Source organism: Arthrobacter sp. D1-29 (assembly GCF_054130585.1).
This window is the reverse complement of the sequence record NZ_CP096383.1, coordinates 3,083,700-3,104,099: the sequence shown is the minus strand read 5'-3', so window position 1 is coordinate 3,104,099 and position 20,400 is coordinate 3,083,700. Positions and strand designations below refer to the sequence as shown.

Genomic DNA, 20,400 nt, shown 5'->3' with positions numbered 1-20,400 from the left:
CCACATGAACCACAGATCACTCACCGATAGAACAGGCGGCACCCAGCACGTGGCACAGAACAGTCTCGAGGATGTCTTCGGAGCACTCCGGCGGCGCCCGGACGTGGAAGCGCCCAACCTCCAGGCATGGGACGCCACAGACAAGCTCCTCCTGGAAGCCGCTGCCGCACTGGCTGGCGCCGACAGTAAGGTCGCGGTCATAGGCGACCGCTATGGCGCACTGGCCCTCGGCTGCCTGTCGGTACTGGGCATCCGCACTGTCAGGGTGCACCAGGACCTCATCACGGGGGAGCGTGCGCTCCGGAACAATGCCCTGGCCCTGGGAGTGGGCTCCGAGGCCGGGGGAGCCGGAGCCGGGTTTGTCCAGTTGCCGCTTGGCGAGGAGCTGCTGTCCGGCGCCGGCATTGTCCTCCTGCAGTTGCCCAGAAGCCTTGCGGAGCTTGAAGAGATTGCCGATGCCGTGGCACGTTACGCAGCACCGGACGCCGTGCTGCTGGCCGGCGGTCGCGTCAAGCACATGTCACTGGGCATGAACGCGGTTCTGGAACGGCACTTCGGCACGGTCCAGCCGCAGCTTGCCCGGCACAAGTCCCGCGTCATCCTGGCCCGTGGCCCACAGCCGCCCTCGGGGCCGGTTCCTCTTCCCCCGGTGGAGCACCTGCCGGAGCTGGGCCTTGACGTTGCTGCGCACGGAGCCGTGTTCGCCGGACCGCGGCTGGACATCGGCACGAGGTTCCTGCTCACCTTCCTGCCGGAGATGCCTGCCGCCCGGAACGCCGTCGATCTGGGTTGCGGAACCGGCATCCTGGCTGCCATGTATGCCCGGGAATACCCTGATTCCACGGTGACGGCGACTGACCAGTCGGCGGCGGCCGTCGCCTCCGCCCTGGCCACTGCCCGAGCCAACGGACTCGGCCACAGGATCAGCGTCCTGCAGGATGATGCGATGAGCACCATGGCGGACGGAAGTGCGGACCTGATCCTGCTGAACCCGCCGTTCCACCTGGGATCCAGCGTCCATGCCGGCGCCGGAATCAAGCTGTTCGAGGCGGCTGGGAGGGTCCTGGCCCCCGGCGGTGAACTCTGGACGGTGTTCAACCGTCACCTGCACTACCTGCCGGCGCTGGACCGTCTGGTTGGGCCCACCACGGTCAAGGGGCAGAACCCCAAGTTCACGGTGGCGGCCAGCCGAAAGCTGCCGCTGGGATAAACACGGCGGCGGCTCGCCCTTTCGGCTGCGCGCCGTACCCCCAATTCCGCATCTGGGCGCCCGTCAAGCGGTAACGTACGATTCAGAGATCATTCATTTTTGGCCGAAGACGTTTAGGGGACACCGTGTCCGAGATCCGCCAGCCCTCGCCAAGGCGCGGAACCAACCTGCCCAGGATGGGGGACTTCAACCTCACCGTCATCCTGGATGCCATCCGCCGGTCTTCCGGCGGGCTCAGCCGGGTGGAGCTCGCCCAGATCGTGGGCCTTTCACCCCAGACGATTTCCAACATCTCCCGCCGCCTGCTGGATCAGCACCTGATCATTGAAGCTGGCAAGGAAGGCAGTGGTCCGGGGAAGCCGCGCACCATCCTCCGCCTCAACCCCTCTGGCATGTACGCCATCGGTGTTCATCTGGACCCCGCCGTGACAACCTTTGTGGTCCTGGACCTGGTGGGAGCGGTGGTTCAGCACTCCAGGATCAAGACCCCCGGCGGCAACGATCCGGCCGCCGTCATCTCCACCATCGCTGCAGAAATCGGGCAGCTTGTGGCAGACTCCGGCGTGGACACCGCCAAGATCGCCGGCCTGGGGCTGGCGGCTCCCGGCCCCATAGACCTGGATAACGGAACAGTGGTGGAGCCGCCGCTCCTGCCCGGCTGGGACCGGGTGGAACTGCGCAACGCCCTGGCTGAGGCCACCGGTTATTCCGTGCTGGTGGACAAGGATGTCACCAGCGCCGCCGTCGCCGAAACCTGGGCGGGCGGCCCCAGCGGCGCCGGCAGTTTCATCTTTATGTACATGGGGACCGGCATCGGCTGCGGCATCGTGCTTAACGACGAGGTGGTCCGCGGAACGTCAGGCAACGCCGGCGAGATCGGCCACATCATCGTGGACCCGGACGGTCCCTCATGCGACTGCGGCCTGCGCGGCTGTGTGAAATCATCCTGCATCCCGCAGGTGCTGGTGGCCCAGGCAGAAGCCGCCGGAATCCTCGAGGGTACCCTGCCGGCCACCACGGGTGCCGAGGTGCAGGAGAGTTTTTCCCGGCTGTGCGACCTTGCCGATGCCGGCGACACGCGGGCGCTGGGCATCATCGACAAATCCGCCACCCTGGTGGCCCGCGCCGTCTCGGTGGTCACCAACACCCTGGACGTGGAACGGGTGGTGTTCGGCGGGCCTTTCTGGACCAGGATGTCCCAGCGCTACCTGGAGAAAGTGCCCGGCCTGCTGGACGCAAACAGTGCAGCACGCAAGATCCACACCATCGAAGTGGTTGGTACGGGGGTAGGTGAGGATGTGGGCGCCATCGGTGCAGCGTGCCTGGTCCTGGAACATATGCTGGCTCCCCGGGCCCAGCGGCTCCTTCTCGAAAGCTGAACCGCCTTCACATTGAACCGTGGCGTCTTGCCTGTTGCGGGGGGCCACTCTAGCATGTGGATATCGCCGCGGCTGGGGGCCCGCAGACAACGGGGACTGCCGCCATTGACTGAATGGAGCACCATGCGTCGCCGGGCACTGAAAATTACCTCCCTCATCGCTTCCGCAGCCTTTGCCTTGGCTGCCTGTTCCCCAGCTTCCCCCGAATCCGAGACGAAGACCCTGAAGGTGGTTTATCAAAAAACCGATTCCTTCACCGCCCTGGACGACATGTTCAAAGCGGCCAAGGCAGAGTTTGAGGCTGCCCACCAGGGCGTCACGGTTGAACTGGAGCCCATCCAGGCAAATGACGACGACTACGGCACCAAGCTTGCCCTCGCCCTGCGTTCCCCTTCCACCGCCCCGGACGTCTTCTACGAAGACACGTTCAAGGTCCGCTCCGACGTCGACGCCGGTTACCTGCTGAAACTGGACAGCCACCTCCAGGAGTGGAAGGACTGGGACAGTTTCGACGACGGCGCGAAGGCCGCCGGGCTGGGCGACGACGGCGGCACGTACGCAGTCCCGGTCGGCACCGATACCCGCGCCATCTGGTACAACAAGAAAGTTCTTTCAGCCGCCGGCGTCAGCGTCCCGTGGGAACCGCGCAGCTGGCAGGACATCCTGGACACCGCCAGGAAGATCAAGGCAAGCGACCCCTCGGTGGTGCCGTTCAACATGTATGCGGGCAAAGCCACCGGTGAGGGCACCGTGATGCAGAGCTTCTATGAACTGCTCTACGGGACCGGGTCCGAGCTGTACGACGCCGATGCCAAAAAGTGGGTTGTGGGCTCTGCGGGCTTTACTGACTCGCTGGCGTTCCTCAAGACCCTGTACGACGAGAAACTTGCCGTCTCCCCGGCCGAGGCCCTGGATGCGAACGTCTGGAAAAAGGTGTTCGGCGAATGGCTCCCGCAGGGAAAGATGGGCGCCACGGTGGAAGGATCCTACTCGCCGTCGTTCTGGCAGAAGGGCGGAAGCTACGAATGGCCCGGATATGAGCAGGATATGGGGGTGGCCGCTTTCCCCACGCAGAACGGCCAGGCACCCGGGGGAGTCAGCATGTCCGGCGGCTGGACACTGGCCATCGGTGCGGGCACCAAGGATCCGGATCTGGCTTTTGATTTCCTGAGCACTGCCCTGAACCAGAAGAACTCCCTCGCCTTTAATATCGCCAGCTCACAGATCGCCGTCCGGAAGGATGTTGCGGCAGATTCCGGCTACCAGGCCGCCAACCCGTTTGTGAAGGACGTGTCCGAGCTGGTGTCCGTTACCCGCTACCGGCCGGCAACTGCGGATTACCCCAGGATTTCAGCTGCCGTCCAGGAGGCCACGGAAGCCGTCATTACCGGCGCGAGGTCGCCGGAACAGGCAGCCGCGGACTACGACGCCGCCGTCAAAGGCATCGTGGGCGAAGACAAAACCGTCCGGAAGTAGCCGGTGCAGGTTCTCCGCAGCAGGGGGTGGGTCCGTCTCCTGCCGGTGGTTCCAGCGGTCCTCCTGCTGCTGGTCTTCCTGGCCGGCCCCATCCTTTGGGCGTTCCATGCGTCCTTTACCAACGCCGCCCTGACAGGACGCAACGCCCGCAGCCCGGCCTGGGTGGGACTCGAGAACTATGCGCGGCTGTTCGCGGATCCGGTCCTGCCGCTGTCCCTTGGCCTGACTGTCCTGTTCGTGGGCGGCTCTGCCATCCTCGGCCAGAACGTCCTGGGCCTGTCCCTCGCCGTGCTCATGCGGCGGGCCAGCCGGTTCGTGTCCGCCGTCGTCGGTACCGCCGTTGTGGCTGCCTGGGTGCTTCCGGAGATTGTGGCCGCCTTCGCGGCGTATGCATATTTCAGCCGCGACGGCACCCTGAACCAGCTGCTGGCCGGACTTGGAGTGGGGCAGCCGGACTGGCTCTATTCGTTCCCGATGGTGGCGATTATGCTCGCTAACGTCTGGCGCGGCACCGCGTTCTCCATGCTGGTGTACCGGGCCGCCCTTAACGATGTGCCAGGTGAGGTCACGGAAGCGGCCGTGATGGACGGCGCAGGCGGCTGGCAGCGGCTGGCCTATGTCACCCTTCCCATGATCCGCGGGAGCATAGCCACCAATCTGATGCTCGTCACGCTCCAGACCCTGGCTGTTTTCACCCTGATCTGGGTGATGACAGCCGGCGGGCCCTCCAACGCCAGCACCACCCTTCCCGTCCTGGCATACCAGGAGGCCTTCAAGTTCGGAGACATAGGCTACGGAACCGCTGTTGCCTCGGTGCTGATCCTCATCGGCGTGGTGTTCGGTGCGGCGTATATCCGGCTTCTCCGGGATCCCAAACCATGACGACGGCGGCACGGGCCTTGCGTACCCGACGCCAGGGCGCCCAAGGCTACCGTTCCGTGGCGCAGCAGCGTGCCCGGGTTCCGGCCGACGCCGCCCTGTTGCTGATCGGCGTCTGCTTTGTCCTGCCCTTGCTGTGGCTGCTGCTGGCTTCCCTGGACCCCGGGGCCGGACACCAGACCCGCCTGCCCGAAGAATTCTCCCTGGCAAACTTTTCCGCGATCATGACAACAGGGCTGCTCTTCCAGCCTTTGTGGAACAGCTTTGTGCTCTCTGCCGGGACAGCGGCCGTCACCCTCGTGGCAGCTGTCCTGGCCGCCTATCCGCTGTCCCGCTACCAGTCCAGGTTCAACAGGCCGTTTATGTACACCATCCTGTTCGGGACCTGCCTGCCGATTACGGCCATCATGGTGCCGGTGTACGGGTTGTTCGTCCAGCTGCGGCTGCTGGACTCGATGCCGGCCACTATCTTCTTTCTGGCCACCACCGCGCTGCCCATGGCCATCTGGATGACCAAGAACTTCATGGACGCAGTGCCCGTGTCCCTCGAAGAGGCAGCCTGGGTTGACGGCGCCTCAGGGCTGACAGCATTGCGCACCATCGTCCTTCCCCTGATGCGCCAGGGGCTGGGCGTCGTCTTCATTTTTGTGTTCATCCAGGCCTGGGGGAACTTCTTTGTTCCCTTTGTGCTGCTCCTGTCCGAGGCGAGGCAGCCTGCGGCCGTATCCATCTTCAGCTTCTTCGGACAGCATGGAGCGGTGGCCTACGGCCAGCTGGCCGCGTTCTCCATCCTGTATTCACTCCCGGTGCTGGCCCTCTATGTCATCGTGGCAAAGGGTGCCGGCAGTTCGTTCACGATGTCCGGCGCCGTTAAGGGCTAAACCGCCGCTGGCCAGGTCCTGAAAAACAGGGCGTCAGTCGATATCCTCAATGATCACTCCAAACGGAATGCTCTCATCAATGTGGGCCTGGTGGCCCGTGGACCCCGGGTTGTAGATGACCCGGACACCATGAAGCTGGTCGGCAGCTGACTGCTGCAGAACAGGCTTGACCGTGAGGACGAACATCTCGTCCTTGTCGTTGAGGAAGTTCTTGTAACTGGCTGGAAGCTCGCTCATTTCAACAGGATAGACCTGACCTGCGGCAATGGGGAGGGCTGCCCATTGCCGCTTTCCCGGCAGCTGGCTTGGATAGGATGGCGGACGGAGTGATGCGGGCCGGCCAAGCCTGCCGGTCACGCCGGTCCAGGGCCATTTATCAGGGGGAATTTCCAGTGCTTCAAACCAGCTTGTCCGCGAGAATAGAACCGGCGGCCCTGGCACGCGCACTGCAGGTCGTTGCCAACATCTCCCGCAGCTTTGAGGCCAAGATGGTGGGCCAGACCCGGCTTCGGGAATCGCTGCTGGTGGGCCTGCTGACCGGCGGGCACATCCTGCTGGAAAGCGTCCCGGGGCTCGCCAAGACCACTGCCGCGCAGACAGTGGCCGAAGCGGTCAGCGCAGAATTCCGCCGGATCCAGTGCACCCCTGACCTGCTGCCCAGCGACATCGTTGGTACGCAGATTTACGACGCGGCCAAAGGCACCTTCGTCACGCAGCTGGGGCCGGTGCACGCCAACATCGTCCTGCTCGACGAGATCAACCGGTCCAGCGCCAAAACCCAGAGCGCCATGCTGGAGGCCATGCAGGAGCGGCAGACCTCGATCGGAGGCGAGGAATACCGGCTGCCGTCCCCGTTCCTGGTGCTGGCCACGCAGAACCCGATCGAGCAGGAGGGAACCTACCAGCTGCCGGAAGCCCAGATGGACCGGTTTATGCTCAAGGACGTGTTGGACTACCCCTCCCCGGCGGAGGAAGCAGAGATCATCCGGCGAATTGACGCTGGCATCTTCACCCCCGAGCAGAAGCCGGCCGCCGCCGCCTCGCTGGAGGCCGTGACCGGGGTCCAGGACCTGGTCAAGCGGATTTACATCGACCCGGCCATTATCAACTACATCGTGGGCCTGGTGTACGTCACCCGGAACGCGGAGCAGTACATCGACCGCCGGCTGGCAGGCTTCATTGAATTTGGCGCCAGCCCGCGGGCAAGCATTGCCTTCAGCCAGGCGGCGCGGGCAGTGGCGCTGCTCAACGGACGGGACCACGTGGTCCCGGAGGACGTGAAATCCCTGGCCCACCGCGTGCTCCGGCACCGCCTCATCCTGGGCTTCGAAGCCGTGGCGGAGCAGGTGCCGGTGGAGAGCATCATCGACGCCGTCGTCGCCTCTGTCCAGACACCCTGAGCCGGCGTGGCAAGCCTCCTTCAGCGCGTGAAGGCGAAGATGGCCATCTTCGCCCACCGGAAAGCCCGCGGCATGCTCGACGGCGAGTACGGCTCGGTTTTCCGCGGCCGCAGCCTCGATTTCGATGACCTCCGGGCCTACATCCCCGGGGACGAGGTACGGGACATCGACTGGAAGGCCTCCGCCCGCTACGGGTCCCCGCTGATCAAGCGGTACGTGGCCGTCCGGCGGCAGACCGTGCTGCTGATTACCGATACCGGGCGGAACATGGCCGCGGAGTCCCGTGACGGTGAGCCGAAGAAAGACATTGCCGTGATGGCCCTGGGAGTCATTGGCTACCTGGCGCACCGGCACGGTGACGTGGTGGGTCTGGTGTGTGGTGACGCCGAGAGCACGCGCTCCATCCCGGACAAGGCGGGGGAGGCCCATCTGGAACGCCTCCTGGGCATGGTCCACTCCGGCCCCGGCCTGGACTCCGGTGCCAGCCGGATCGAGGCGCAGCTGGAGTATGTTGCCCGGAACGTCAAGGGCCGGTTCCTGCTGTTTGTGGTGGCGGATGAGATCGCCGCAGGCCCTGCTACCGAGCAGCTTCTGCGCCGGCTCAGGGCACAACACGAAATCCTCTGGCTCACCATTCGCGACGCCGAACTCGCCGGACCGGACCAGTCGGCGGAGGACTCCTTCAATGTGGCCGATTCATCGGTGCTGGCAGGACACCTGGCGGACTCCCCGTCTGTGGCAACGGCCTACGCCCGGGCCTCCGCCGAGCGCGACGCCGGCCGGCACGCCATGTTCCGCCGGACCGGAATTACCGAGGGCCATGTGGCCAGCAGCCACGGGGTTATGACGGAACTCTTCGCCCTCCTGGAGAGGCACCGGCGTGCAGGATGACCCCGGCTTCTATCCGCCCCTCCAGTACAGCGCGGTGTGGATGTGGCTTGGTCTTGCACTGCTGGCACTCGTTATGGGCTGGTACGCCTGGGTCTTCCTCAGCACCCGGGAACCACGCCAACAGCCCGTAGCGCCCCGGTTCACGCCGCCGTCGGATGTTGCCGGGCTCAAGGAGGCATATCTGCGGCGGATCGATGCCGTGGCCGCCGACGCCGAGGCCGGCCTGCTGACCGCCAGGGAATCGCACCAGGAGCTCAGCCTGCTCGTACGGAAATTCGTGCGGGATGTCACGGGCGTGGACGCGCCCAGGATGACCCTTGCGGAGCTCCAGCGGCACCCGCTGCCCGTGGCCGCCCACGCCGTCAGCCGGATCTATCCGGGGGAGTTCGGGCCCGGGCCGCTGCCGCCTGTTGCCCGCTCTGCCGAGTCTGCCCGCGAGGCGGTGCGGTTGTGGAACTGATGTTCTGGTGGATGATCCCCATAGCGGTAGCTGCTGCCGCCGTCGGAGGCTGGCTGGCCTTCCGGGCCGGTTCAGGGGACAACGCACGACGGCGGCCTGTCGCCAACGCTGACCGCCTCACGGCACTGCCCGAGTATCAGGCCGCTCTCCGGCGGCACAGACGCTGGCTGATTGTCGCCGCCGTCGCCGGCATCACCCTGCTGGTTTCGGCCGTAACAGCAGCGGCCAGGCCGGTTGAACTGACCACCATCCGCCCGGAGCAGCGCAACCGCGACATCATGCTGTGCCTGGACGCATCAGGCTCGATGAGCAGCGCAGACGCGGCGGTGGTGGACGTCTTCGGTGAGCTGGCGCGGGAATTTGACGGCGAACGGATCGGGCTGACCATCTTTGACAGCAGCGCCATCCAGGTGTTTCCGCTGACGGACGACTACGCGTACGTCCAGGAGCAGCTGAAACTGGCCCGCGACGCCTTCGACGGCACATCCGGCAGCTCAACGTTCCTCGAGGGCACCTGGAACGGACGCGGCTCGTCGCTGATCGGGGACGGCCTGGCCTCCTGCGTCGAGAGCTTTCCCGGCGCCGGCAAGCCCGAGGATGGCACCGCGGCCAAGGATCCTGAATGGGGTTCCCAGGGGGCCCAGCAGCGCTCGCGGTCGGTGGTGCTGGCCACGGACAATTTCCTGTCCGGCGAGCCCATCTTCACCCTTGAACAGGCCGGTGCGCTGGCGCGGGAGAAAGGCGTCCGCGTGTACGCACTGAACCCCGGTGACTTCGATTACGGGACCGACCCCACACAGCCCGGTGCCCAGCTCAGGGCTGCCGCGGAGGCCAGCGGCGGCTCATATCACGCGCTGGACAGCCCCGAAGCCGTGGCGGACATCGTCCGGACAGTCCAGCAAACGGAAGCCGCAGCGATGCAGGGTGCGCCCCGTGCAGTGGTGACGGACCTGCCGGACGTTCCCCTGACGCTGGCCCTGCTGTCCGGCCTGGTGCTGGCCGGGGCATCCTGGAGGCTGAGGCCATGACCCTGCAACCGATTTTGCCGTGGTGGATCCTGGGACCCGTTATCGCTGTGGCGTTGCTCTTCCTGGGCTGGAGGCTGGTCCTTGCCGGCAGGCAGCGGCCCGGTGCTGTCCGGGACAAACAGGCTCTCCGGGACAAACTGGCTGTCCGGGACAAACAGGCTGTCTGGGACAAACAGGCGCGCGTCCAGCTGCGCGATTGGCTGTTCAGGAGCGCCCTGGTGTTGTTGCTCCTGGCAGCTGCCCTGCGTCCCGGTGTCCCGGGCGGATCGGCAGGGGCGGCATCAACGGACGTCAACGTCTTCTTTGTTGTGGACACCACCAGCAGCATCGTGGCGGAGGACTACGGGGATTCGGCCCCGCGGCTGGACGGGGTGCGCCAGGACATCATGGCCATCGCCGAGGAACTGGCCGGGGCGCGCTTCGCCCTGATCACGTTCGACAACACCGCCACGGTCCAAATGCCGCTGACCACCGACACCACCGCCCTGGACACCCTGGTGTCTGTCCTGGAGCCGCAGGTGACTGACTATGCCAAGGGCAGCAGCGTCACGGTCGCCGGTACCCTCCTCACCGAACGGCTCCGGGCCGCCCGCGACAGCCACCCCCAGCGGCCACGGATCGTTTATTACCTGGGAGACGGCGAACAGACAAGCGCCAAGTCCCCCGCGCCCATGAGGGTGGAAGGGGGACTGATAAACGGGGGAGCGGTGCTGGGTTACGGCACACCTGAAGGAGGCCGGATGAAGGAGAACACCGGACGCGGCACCGGGCAGGACTCCGACGGCGGATCGGCCTACATCCAGGACCGCAGCGGGGACGCCAGGAAGGATGCGATGTCCATCATCGATGAGGACCGGCTGCGGGACATTGCGGGCCAGTTGGGTGTGCCGTACGTCCACCGTTCAGCAGGCGATCCTTCCGGTCCCATGATGACGGGGGCCGATCCCGGGACGCTGCAGCGGGCGCCGGAGGACGGCAGCCTGGAGGGGCGGACCGAACTCTATTGGGCCCTTGCCGCGCTCGCGGCGCTGCTGGCGCTCAGGGAGTCGGCGCTGGTGCTGCGGCAGTGGAGGCAACTGCGGCCGGCTGAGGCGGTCCGGACATGATCCCTGGGACTGGAACCCCTGGTGGCGAGCCGCTGGGGACTGGAAGCCCCCACGGCGAGTTGCGGCGGCGCAGGCGGCGGCTCCTGTTGTGGTCCGGATTGCCCGTTCTGTTGGGGCTGGGCCTTTCGGCCAAGCTCATTAGTGCCGGATACCTGGCCGGTGCTGCCGCCCACGATTTTGACGCCCGTGATGGCGCCGGAGTGGCGGCAGCCGCGGCAGGACTACGGACCGCCAACTTTTTTGAAACCCATAAGGCGCCCTTCGCCGAGGGTGACGCGCTTGTCCTGGCAGGGGATTACACCGGTGCACGTCAAGGCTTCGAAGAGGCCCTCGCCCAGGCGGCACCCGAGGACGAATGCGTCGTCCGGGTCAACCTCGTGCTGAGCATTGAACGGCTGGGTGATGCCCGGCTAGTGGCAGAGGATGCCAACGCGGCAGGAAAGCTGTTCGAGGAAGGACTTGCGGTAGTGGACGCTGCTCCGGAGGGCTGCTTTCCGGCCGCATCAGGGACCGGAGAAACTGGGGGAGAAGGTGCCGGGGACGCTGCCGCAGAGGCCGGGCAGAAGCTGGAACAGGCAGAGCAGCGGCTTAAACAGAAATCGGAGGAGGCGAACGCCGGGAACAGCCAGCCGCAACAGCCCGGGACGGACGCCGGCCAGCCACCGCCGGAGCCTGATGCGGGAAGCGAAACCCAACTCGAACAGCTCAAGGACAGCACCCGGGAATCCCAGCGCCAGCGCAGTGACGGCAGGGAACGGGACGAATATCTCCGCGACGATGATTACGGACCGGGACCGGACCGGCCATGGTAGCTGGCCCTCACGCCGTCGGGGGCGAACAATATTCTGTGCTTCTTCGAAATAGAGCGTAAAACTGCGTCTTAATTCGGCGGCCAACTTGAACGCTCTTCCCGCGGCTCCTAGAGTTCTAAACAAGTTACCGAGGTAACGTGTCAGCGATCCTCCGTTCTGGAGGGTGTGGGTGCCCCCATGTGGGCCTGACATTTGCTCACGGAAACACTTCATGACAGGCGTAACAGTCGCGGCTGCGTCCCTGTGGAGTTTTTCCGTGTTCCCCAAACTCAATTCATTGCCGGCCTACCGTCACATCTGCTGACCGGTGGCTAACAACGATCCAAAGCCAAGGACGCAAATGTCACCCCCAAGCCTTATTGAAGCGCATCCAAATCTATCGGACACCACCACCCCTGTTGCGCTCTCCTACGAACTCTTTCCGCCACGCTCTCCGGCCTCGGCAGAGTCCCTCTGGAACACCATCCGGGAACTGGAGACCACGGACCCGGACTACGTCTCCGTTACGTATGGTGCCGGTGGCTCAAACCGGGACACCGCCGTCCAACTCATCCACCGGCTCCTGCTGGAAACCACGCTCCGGCCGGTGGCCCACTTGACCTGCGTGGGCAACACGCCGCAGGAACTGGCGGAGATCATCGGTGACCTGCTGGACACCGGTGTGCGCGGCATTCTGGCTCTGCGCGGCGACCGTCCGCAGGATGGCTCACCGCCAGTTATCGGCTCGCTCCGCTACGCCCAGGACCTGATCGAACTCATCCGCCGGGTGGAGCAGCGCCGTTCAGCATTGCTGTGCGCCGGCAAAATCGCCGTGGGTGTGGCTGCCTACCCCACCCGCCACCCGGAATCGCCCACCGAGGACCACGACGTGGAGGTGTTGCTTGCCAAGCAGCGCTCAGGCGCCGACTTCGCCATCACCCAGGTCTTCTTCCGTGCTGAGCAGTATGCGGACCTCCTCACCCGGGCCCGCCGTGCCGGGGTCACCATCCCGATCATCCCGGGCGTAATGCCCTTCACCAGCCTGCGTCGGGTCAACCGCCTGGCTGAACTCAGCGGCGTAGAGCCCGCACCGGAGCTCCTTGGCCGCCTCGCTTCTGCGGACACCGACGCCGAAAGGCTTAAGGTCGGCGTCCGGGCCACCGTGGATCTGGCGAAAGCCGCCCTCGATGCCGGTGCACAGGGAATCCACCTGTACACGTTCAACGAACACCAAAGCTGCTTGGAGGTGCTGGACAAGCTGGATCTTCCACGCCATTCCCGCTCCGCCAGCCGCCGAAGCGCCATCGCCCGGCGCCAGCTGGCCAGCTAACAAGCTCTCGTCACCAGCTCGCCAGCTAACCAGCTGACTGGCTGACCAGCTGCAGCTGACATTTGATCATTCGCGAAAACATTCAAGCTTCCACAAACACTTGAAGGAATCACCCATGCCTGAACAGACCATTCCCGCCACCCCTTTTCCCGCCGCATCAATCCTCGGTTACCCGCGTATTGGCCGCCGCCGCGAACTGAAGAAGGCCATCGAAGCCTATTGGGCCGGCAAGATCGACGCCGCAGCACTGGACGCGGCTGCAAAGGACATCCAGCTGGGCACGGCCAAGCGCCTCCAGAGCCTTGGCCTGACTGAGGCTGCCGCCGTTCCGGGCACCTTCTCCTACTACGACCAGGTGCTCGACGCAGTTGCCCACCTGGGCGCGGTGCCGGCACGCTTCGGCAACCTGCTCAACGCAGAGGGCCAGCTGGACATCGACGGGTACTTCACCCTGGCCCGCGGCACCAAGGACGAGCAGCCGCTGGAAATGACCAAATGGTTCGATACCAACTACCACTACCTGGTCCCGGAGATCGGCCCGGAAACCAACTTCGCGCTGACCTCCAACCGGATCGTTGAAGAGTTCGGGTACGCGCTGGCCAACGGCGTGGAGACCCGCCCATACATCGTGGGCCCGGTCACCTTCCTGCTGCTGAGCAAGGCTTCCGACGACGCCCCCGCCGGCTTCAGCCCGCTGTCCCGCCTTGAGGATGTCCTGCCGGTCTACGCCGCGCTGCTGGAGAAGCTGGCTGCCGCCGGTGCAAGCTGGGTCCAGCTGGACGAGCCTGCCCTGGTTGTTGACCAGGACACCTCCGCCGCAGACATCCAGGCCGCAGTGGCCCGCAGCTACGAGGTTCTTTCCGCTGCTGCCAGCCGCCCGCAGCTGTTCGTTTCCACGCCGTACGGTGCGCTGAACGAGCAGTTCAGCACCCTTGCCGCTACCGGCATCAACGCCCTGCACATCGACGTCTTCAAGGGTGCTGTTCCTTCCGCCGCCGAGCTGGCTGCCCTGGGCGGCAAGACCCTGGTGGCAGGTGTAGTGGATGGCCACAACATCTGGCGCAACGACCTGCTGGCATCGGCGGACAAGATCGCCGAGCTGCAGAAGTCCGTGGCCACGCTGGCCATCAGCACCTCCACCTCCACCCAGCACGTCCCGCACGACGTCGACGAAGAGGTCCAGCTGTCCGAGCAGCTCCGCAGCTGGCTGGCGTTCGCTGACCAGAAGGCTGTGGAAGTTGCCACCCTGGCAGGGCTCCTGACAGACGCGGCTGCTGTCCAGCCCGCCATCGACGAGGCCACACGCATCATTGCCTCCCGCGCCACCGCCGAAGGCGTCCAGCGCGCCGACGTCCGTGCCCGCACAGCAGCCCTGACCCCGGCCGACTTCAACCGCTCCGAGTACTCGGTCCGCGAAGCCGCCCAGGAAGAGGCGCTGCAGCTGCCGCCGCTGCCCACCACCACCATCGGCTCGTTCCCGCAGACGTCCGAAATCCGTTCCGCCCGTGCCCGCAACAACAAGGGCGATCTCACCAACGAGCAGTACGGGCAGCTCATGAAGGACGAGATCAAGCGCGTTGTGGCGCTCCAGGAAGAGTTGGGCTACGACGTCCTGGTGCACGGCGAGCCCGAGCGGAACGACATGGTCCAGTACTTCGCCGAGAACCTTGAAGGCTTCGACGTCACGGTGCACGGCTGGGTGCAGTCCTACGGCTCACGCTGCACCCGTCCGTCCATCCTCTGGGGCGACGTGACCCGCAGCGCCCCTATCACTGTGGAGTGGGCAAAGTACGCGCAGTCACTGACCAGCAAGCCCATGAAGGGCATGCTCACCGGTCCGGTAACCATCCTGGCCTGGTCCTTCGTCCGTGATGACCAGCCGCTGGGCAAGACCGCCAACCAGGTTGGCCTGGCGCTGCGCGACGAAATCGCAGACCTCGAAGCCGCCGGCATTAAGGTCATCCAGGTGGACGAGCCCGCCCTGCGCGAGCTCCTGCCGCTGCGCAAGGCCGATCAGGCTGCCTACCTGGACTGGTCCGTGAACTCGTTCCGCCTGTCCACCGCCGGTGCCGCGGATGCCACCCAGATCCACACCCACCTGTGCTACTCGGAGTTCGGCGCCATCATCGACGCCATTGACGGGCTGGACGCCGACGTCACCTCCATCGAGGCCGCACGCTCACGCATGGAGGTTGTCCACGACCTCGAGTCCCACGGCTTCGGCCGCGGCGTTGGCCCGGGCGTCTACGACATCCACTCGCCGCGCGTCCCGGGCGAGCAGGAAGTCACGGAGCTGCTCAGCACTGCCGTGAAGCACGTCCCGTCCCGCCAGCTCTGGGTCAACCCGGACTGCGGCCTGAAGACCCGTGGCTACGCCGAGACCGAAGAGTCCCTGCGCAACCTGGTCAAGGCAACCCAGACGGTTCGCGCCGAACTGCTGCAAGCAGCAAAGCAGTAGCAGCCAAGTAGCACTAACTGAACAAAGTGCGACGGCGGCCGGTCACTTGAGGTGACCGGCCGCCGTCGGGCTTTAAATATCGGTTTGTTTTAGGACTCCCAGAGAATTTCGTCGTCCACCACGCCGTCTTCATCCGCGGAGGCCACCAGGACCTCGTCGGTGAAATGCGCGCCAAGCGTGAAATCAAGCACGAAATAACGTTCGGGCTGGCCGGGGAAGATGCCCACGTGCCCAAGCTTGAGCGCTTTGAGGAACACAGCATTGGTGAGCTGGCTGCGGTCCTCGACGCCGAAGACCTTCTTCAGGTGTTCATCCTTGAGGGCGTTGCAGTGGAAACGAAGGTACTCCTGCGGGCTGGTGCCTTCCTGCTCCAGCTCCTCCGCAATCATTTCCCGGACCTCGTCAACGAGCTCGGGAAGGTAGCGGAGACGGTAGTCCACTTTGTGCATGGCCGCTTCATCGAAGTGGTCATGCGCGTTGATGTTCAGGTCGAGCTCCAGCTCATGGCCGCGCAGTTCATGTTTGGCGGCGATATTGTGATCCCGGCCGTGATTGAGCTCGATCTCGCCGAAGTGCTGGCTCGCTACCCTGTTCATACCTTCAACATAGACCCCAACAGCAGCGCATTTCCAGCATTCGGGATTATTTCCCTGCAGTTCCCAAACCAGCCAGAGTTTCCGCCAACAGGTCAACAAAAAGCTGGACGCGGGCTGTTTTCGTTTCGTTGATCAGGAGCGCGAAAACGTTGCGGGCGAGGCGGATTTCGGGGACGTCCAGCACCACAACGCCGGCCGGGCGGTGAAGCAGGGCGAGTTCCGGGACAAGGGCAGCACCGAGTCCGGCGGCCGCCATTTCCAGGCTGGCGTGGAAGTCGTCACTGTAGGCCACCACGCGCGGATGCAGGTTGCAGCTGGCGAACAGGCGCTCGATGACAACGGCATCGCTGGTTCCCGGGTGATGCATGATCCAGGGCATCTCGGACAAATGGTCCGCCGCGACCTTGGCGTCGGTGCCGAAGCCCCAGCCCTTCGGAAGAACCACCCGGAAATTGTCGTCGCCGATCCACTGCCGGTTGATGGTGTGCGGCCAGGCCAGTCCGGACTGGCCCACCTGGAACACCAGCGCCACGTCCAGTTCCCCGCCGGTCCGGAGCCCCTGGATGGTCTGGGCCGGTTCCGCCACGGAAACCCTGAGGTCGATGCCGAGTTCCTTCCACGCGGGGTTCTTGAGGATCCGGGGGAGGACGTACGTGGCCAGGCTGGGAAAGATGCCCAGCCGGAGTTCCTGGCGGGTGGCGTCTTGGGCTTTGGACGCCGCAGCCATCAGGGCCTCGATGTCTGTCAGTACCTTGGCTGCGTGCCGGCTCATCACCACGGCCGCCTCCGTGGGTACAACGCTCCGGGCGGAGCGCTGGAAGAGGACCACTCCCGTATCTCTTTCCAGGGCGGTCATCTGCTGGGACACGGCGGACGCGGTGTAGCCCAGCCGGACGGCGGCCGCCGCGAAGGAGCCCAGCCGGGTGACCTCGAGGAGTGTCTTCAGATGTACGGGATTTACCACTGCAGTCTTTCTGATCAGGCCGGAAGAGCGCCGGGGGTATGACAGGCCTGAACGGCCGCTTCATTCTGGCACAGGAACGGGTGTCATTGAGCAAATGCGGCTTGCCGGGGCGTGTGAAGAACCGTGTGACTGCGATGGGCCGAGACCCTCGATTGATCACATCAGGACTCACATGGCGGTGGCGGAGACTCAAGTTACGGACACCAACAGGAGGGTCATCATGGAACTGAATGAGATTCTGAATCACACCGCCGATCGTGTTGTGGCGGAAGGAACATATGCCGCCGCACGGACACTTGAGGCAATGGCGTCGGCAGCCGGTACTCTCAGCCCCGGCGCTGCCGCTGCGCTGGTTGATTGGGCCGGTCCGGAAGTAGCGCGGCTGCGGGCGTTCGGCCTGGTCCATGGACTATTGCTGCGCGAACTTCCGGCGCCTGCGCAAGCCCAACTTGCCGCGCAGCTGGTGGCTCCGTCAGCACTGGTGCTGGCTGCCTGAGCGTTGCTACATTGAAATGGTGCTGCGCCTTCGGCTGATCGGCAGATTGAGCCTGGACCGTGATGGCCAGCCGATTCCCGGGCCCAGGGGTCAAAAGACCTGGGCTGTGCTGGGCAGGCTGGTCCGGTCGCCGCAGCCAGTTTCCCGCCAGCTTCTGGTGGACGAACTGTTCGCTGACGCCGATGATCCCATGGGGGCGCTGCGGTGGTCGCTGGCTGAGCTGCGGCGCAAGACGGGATTTCCCAACGCCTTCAGGGGCAACCCTGTGTCACTGGGTCCTGCAGCGGAGATGATGGCCGACGTACACGACCTCCAGCGGAGTATTGCGCAAGGGGACATTCCGGAAGGGCACTTCCTGGAAGGGATAGACGTCAGGGGATCTCCGGGTTTCGACTCCTGGCTCCTTGTCGAGCGCCAGAGGGTGGACAGCGAGGTACTCAACGAACTGCGGCAAGCCACGCTGCGGGCTCTGGCCGGCCGGCAGTTCGACCGTGCCGTGGCATTCTCTTCTGCAATGATTCGGCGCGCGCCTCTTGAGGAAGGTCCACACATTCTCCTGGTCAAAGCGTTGGCCTCATCCGGCAAGGCAGAAGCAGCTATCCGGCAGGCCGAGGCGAGCGAGGCGATGTTCGCCGGCGAGCTTGGAGTCAAGGCCACGCCGGCCATCCGCGCAGCCGCAAGGCCCGCCGTCGCTTCACCCGTACCCGGTGTGTCCGCGCGGGCCACCGCCGAGTCCCTGTGCGAGGCTGGTCTCGCAGCCGTATCCGCAGGGGCCGCCGACGCCGGAATCGAGTGCCTCCGCGGGGCATCCGCCGCTGCGGAGACCTCCGGCGACAAGGAACTGCTGAGCCGTTGCCTGACAGAGCTCGGTACGGCGCTCGTGCATTCGATTCGTGGATATGACGACGAAGGCGCTGTCATCCTTACAGAGGCCGCCGGCCTGGCCACTGCAGCCGGAGCGGAGTTAATCACAGCCAAAGCGTTGTCGGAACTTGCTTATGTGGACGTGCTGGCCGGGCGCCGTGCCAGCGCTGCCCACTACCTCGAAACTGCCCGTGGCCTGGCCACCGGAAATCCGTCCCTTACGGCGGCAATAGCGGGATTTGAAGCCATGAACCTCAGCGATTGGGGCCGGCTTGAAGCTGGAGCGGAGCGGTTTGGTGAAGCCGTGGAGCTGAGCCGGAGCGCCAACGCCGTCCGGCGTGAATCATGGAACCTGGGCCTTGGAGCACGCAGCCTTTTCATCCTGGGGCGCCTGGATGAGGCAGGCGAGTGGGCACATCAATCCTGCGACGTGGCCAGGAAGGATAGGTGGACGGCGTTCCGGCCCTGGCCTGAAGCCTGGCTGGGCCACATCCGCCTTGCCGGCGGAGAACCTCCGGTTGCGGTGCGCGAGCAGGCGGAAGCGACATTCGCGCTCGCCCGTCAGCTGCAGGACCCTTGTTGGGAGGGCCTGGCTGCAAAGACTATAGGCCTCACGCACTTGGCAGAAGGGAAAGCCGACGCGGCGCTGGAATGGATGAAGAACGCAGGACTCCTCTGCGGCCGTGTGACAGATTCGTACGCCTGGATGCAGGTTGAAATCCTGCTGGCGGAGGCCCAGGCCGCTTTGGAATACGGAGACACGGTCCGTGCGGAGTCCGTGGCGCGGCAGGCGGTGGCGGGAGCTGCAAGGGGAAGCATGGATGACCTCCTGGAACGTGCCGTCGGGTTGGTGGCGTCGCTCTCCGGAGCCAAGGGTTCAAGAACGGGAACCCCCAATATGTAGTGGTCCGTCGCTAGGCGCGACACGCCGTCTGCGAGGCGACACGCTGGGCGTTAATTGTGGCTAAGTACTCCACAGGGTGTGGATTTCGTCCTGAGAATCCGCTGAATCCCGGACATTTTGAAGGACCTTGCCTGTGGATTAACGGTGCATTAAATGACATACTTGTAATACATCATCTTGGGGTTCCAAAGAGGCGCCTGCACTACATGTAGTATCTAGATACAGGTTGAGCGGAACATTAGCGCAGACATCAAACTGAAGACCGGCCGCGCAGGCGGCATGCAGGCAGGGCAGTATCGGACACGGAAATCGTTCGGAACGGCCCGCCTACGAAGAGCGAAGATTCGATAAAGGGGACAGGGACCATGACCGTAACGGTTTACACAAAGCCGGCTTGTGTTCAGTGCAACGCAACCTACCGTGCGCTGGACAAAAAGGGCATCAACTACCAGAGCGTTGACATCTCACAGGACGCCGATGCTTTGGAGCGCCTGAAGGCTTTGGGCTACATGCAGGCCCCTGTTGTCGTCACCGACCAGGACCACTGGTCAGGCTTCCGCCCGGACAAGATCGAGGAACTGGCACTGTCTGCTGTTCCCTCCGTGGCCTAGGACGCCTTCTATTTCCTGCCGTCCGGCAACTTCCTGCAGCTGAGGTGACTCCCATGGCAGCACTGGCAACAGCCGGGGCCTCCGTCAAGGAGAGGCACGCCGGCCCGGCAAACCGTACAGGCTCTGCACCGCACATTGACCCGGCGCACCGCGAGGGCAAAGTCCTGCAGGGCGGTTCACACCAGCCCGTCACAACGCAGAGCCAGCTCATCTATTTCTCCTCTACGTCCGAGAACACCAGCCGCTTTGTTGCAAAGCTTGGCCGGGACTCGGCCCGGATCCCGCTCCATTCCAAGGACGCGCCCCTCCTCGCCACCAGGCCATTTGTCCTGGTGGTGCCCACCTACGGCGGTACAGGGGGAGAAGGGTCGGTGCCCAAACAGGTCATCCGCTTCCTGAACAACCCGCAGAACAGGGAACTGATCCGCGGCGTCATCGGTGCCGGCAACACAAATTTCGGGGACAACTACTGCATGGCTGCGGACATCATCGCCGCCAAATGCCAGGTCCCGCCCCTCTATCGATTTGAACTCATGGGAACGCCGGAAGACGTTACCCGGGTCAACCAAGGATTGGATAAGTTTTGGACACGACTGTCTCAGACACAGAAGTAACCAGGGCCGAAGGCCAGGGCACCCGCGCCGGGGCCGAAAAAAAGCTGGGCGCCGTCGTCGAG

20 protein-coding genes are annotated in these 20,400 nt (G+C 64.7%); 17 read left to right on the top strand and 3 right to left on the bottom strand.

The genetic code is table 11. The features are described 5' to 3' along the window. Positions 1–4 precede the first annotated feature (4 nt). From M1E17_RS14005 to M1E17_RS13985, 5 genes are all read left to right on the top strand, one after another. Positions 5–1,210 (top strand): class I SAM-dependent methyltransferase, encoded by a 1,206-nt coding sequence (locus M1E17_RS14005; protein WP_457962627.1) that lies wholly within the window; start codon positions 5–7, stop codon positions 1,208–1,210. A 125-nt stretch (positions 1,211–1,335) separates the two neighbouring features. Next, on the top strand, positions 1,336–2,589 hold the full coding sequence (locus M1E17_RS14000; protein ID WP_457962626.1) for an ROK family transcriptional regulator: 1,254 nt from the start codon (positions 1,336–1,338) through the stop codon (positions 2,587–2,589). Between the two features lie 123 nt (positions 2,590–2,712). Continuing rightward, positions 2,713–4,065, top strand: coding sequence for an extracellular solute-binding protein (locus M1E17_RS13995; RefSeq protein WP_457967757.1), 1,353 nt, complete (start codon positions 2,713–2,715; stop codon positions 4,063–4,065). A 3-nt stretch (positions 4,066–4,068) separates the two neighbouring features. Next, positions 4,069–4,947 (top strand): carbohydrate ABC transporter permease, encoded by an 879-nt coding sequence (locus tag M1E17_RS13990; protein ID WP_457962625.1) that lies wholly within the window; start codon positions 4,069–4,071, stop codon positions 4,945–4,947. Beyond that, entirely contained in the window at positions 4,944–5,825 is an 882-nt protein-coding gene (locus M1E17_RS13985; protein ID WP_457962624.1) for a carbohydrate ABC transporter permease, read from the top strand. Before M1E17_RS13990 ends, M1E17_RS13985 begins: the two co-directional genes overlap by 4 nt. 33 nt (positions 5,826–5,858) lie before the next feature. On the opposite strand, the gene M1E17_RS13980 is transcribed toward M1E17_RS13985, so the two are convergent. Beyond that, positions 5,859–6,062, bottom strand: coding sequence for a hypothetical protein (locus M1E17_RS13980; RefSeq protein WP_457962623.1), 204 nt, complete (start codon positions 6,060–6,062; stop codon positions 5,859–5,861). Positions 6,063–6,217: 155 nt separating this feature from the next. Between M1E17_RS13980 and M1E17_RS13975 the strand changes: the two genes are divergently transcribed. From M1E17_RS13975 to metE, 8 genes are all read left to right on the top strand, one after another. Next, positions 6,218–7,225, top strand: coding sequence for an AAA family ATPase (locus M1E17_RS13975; protein ID WP_457962621.1), 1,008 nt, complete (start codon positions 6,218–6,220; stop codon positions 7,223–7,225). A gap of 6 nt (positions 7,226–7,231) precedes the next feature. Next, complete coding sequence (locus M1E17_RS13970; RefSeq protein ID WP_457962619.1) at positions 7,232–8,116, top strand: DUF58 domain-containing protein; 885 nt, start codon at positions 7,232–7,234, stop codon at positions 8,114–8,116. Then, a complete protein-coding gene (locus tag M1E17_RS13965) occupies positions 8,106–8,576 on the top strand; it encodes a hypothetical protein (protein WP_457962618.1) in 471 nt (156 codons plus the stop codon). Before M1E17_RS13970 ends, M1E17_RS13965 begins: the two co-directional genes overlap by 11 nt. Next, entirely contained in the window at positions 8,576–9,604 is a 1,029-nt protein-coding gene (locus M1E17_RS13960; RefSeq protein ID WP_457967756.1) for a vWA domain-containing protein, read from the top strand. Before M1E17_RS13965 ends, M1E17_RS13960 begins: the two co-directional genes overlap by 1 nt. Then, positions 9,601–10,710, top strand: a complete 1,110-nt coding sequence (locus tag M1E17_RS13955) for a VWA domain-containing protein (protein WP_457962617.1) — start codon at positions 9,601–9,603, stop codon at positions 10,708–10,710. The genes M1E17_RS13960 and M1E17_RS13955 overlap by 4 nt, the downstream gene beginning before the upstream one ends. Beyond that, positions 10,707–11,522, top strand: coding sequence for a hypothetical protein (locus M1E17_RS13950; RefSeq protein ID WP_457962616.1), 816 nt, complete (start codon positions 10,707–10,709; stop codon positions 11,520–11,522). The genes M1E17_RS13955 and M1E17_RS13950 overlap by 4 nt, the downstream gene beginning before the upstream one ends. 340 nt (positions 11,523–11,862) lie before the next feature. Further along, positions 11,863–12,831 carry a methylenetetrahydrofolate reductase gene (locus M1E17_RS13945; protein ID WP_457962615.1) on the top strand — a complete coding sequence of 323 codons (969 nt, stop codon included), beginning with the start codon at positions 11,863–11,865 and terminating at the stop codon, positions 12,829–12,831. Between the two features lie 115 nt (positions 12,832–12,946). Further along, on the top strand, positions 12,947–15,289 hold the full coding sequence (gene metE / locus M1E17_RS13940; protein ID WP_457962614.1) for a 5-methyltetrahydropteroyltriglutamate--homocysteine S-methyltransferase: 2,343 nt from the start codon (positions 12,947–12,949) through the stop codon (positions 15,287–15,289). 89 nt (positions 15,290–15,378) lie between these two features. Here metE and M1E17_RS13935 read toward each other — a convergent pair whose 3' ends face one another. Continuing rightward, the gene (locus M1E17_RS13935) at positions 15,379–15,885 is read right to left on the bottom strand and encodes a DUF2004 domain-containing protein (protein ID WP_267275345.1); all 507 of its coding nucleotides are present in this window, start codon (positions 15,883–15,885) and stop codon (positions 15,379–15,381) included. A 46-nt stretch (positions 15,886–15,931) separates the two neighbouring features. After that, positions 15,932–16,849, bottom strand: coding sequence for a LysR family transcriptional regulator (locus M1E17_RS13930; RefSeq protein ID WP_457962613.1), 918 nt, complete (start codon positions 16,847–16,849; stop codon positions 15,932–15,934). 220 nt (positions 16,850–17,069) lie between these two features. On the opposite strand from M1E17_RS13930, the gene M1E17_RS13925 reads away from it, so the two are divergent. The 4 genes from M1E17_RS13925 (at position 17,070) to nrdI (ending at position 20,338) form a co-directional block, all read left to right on the top strand. After that, on the top strand, positions 17,070–17,345 hold the full coding sequence (locus tag M1E17_RS13925) for a hypothetical protein (RefSeq protein ID WP_457962612.1): 276 nt from the start codon (positions 17,070–17,072) through the stop codon (positions 17,343–17,345). Positions 17,346–17,361: 16 nt separating this feature from the next. Beyond that, the gene (locus tag M1E17_RS13920; RefSeq protein ID WP_457962611.1) at positions 17,362–19,113 is read left to right on the top strand and encodes a BTAD domain-containing putative transcriptional regulator; all 1,752 of its coding nucleotides are present in this window, start codon (positions 17,362–17,364) and stop codon (positions 19,111–19,113) included. 365 nt (positions 19,114–19,478) lie between these two features. Continuing rightward, a complete protein-coding gene (gene nrdH, locus M1E17_RS13915) occupies positions 19,479–19,724 on the top strand; it encodes a glutaredoxin-like protein NrdH (protein ID WP_457962610.1) in 246 nt (81 codons plus the stop codon). 53 nt (positions 19,725–19,777) lie between these two features. Continuing rightward, complete coding sequence (gene nrdI / locus M1E17_RS13910) at positions 19,778–20,338, top strand: class Ib ribonucleoside-diphosphate reductase assembly flavoprotein NrdI (RefSeq protein ID WP_457962609.1); 561 nt, start codon at positions 19,778–19,780, stop codon at positions 20,336–20,338. The last annotated feature ends 62 nt before the right edge of the window (positions 20,339–20,400 follow it).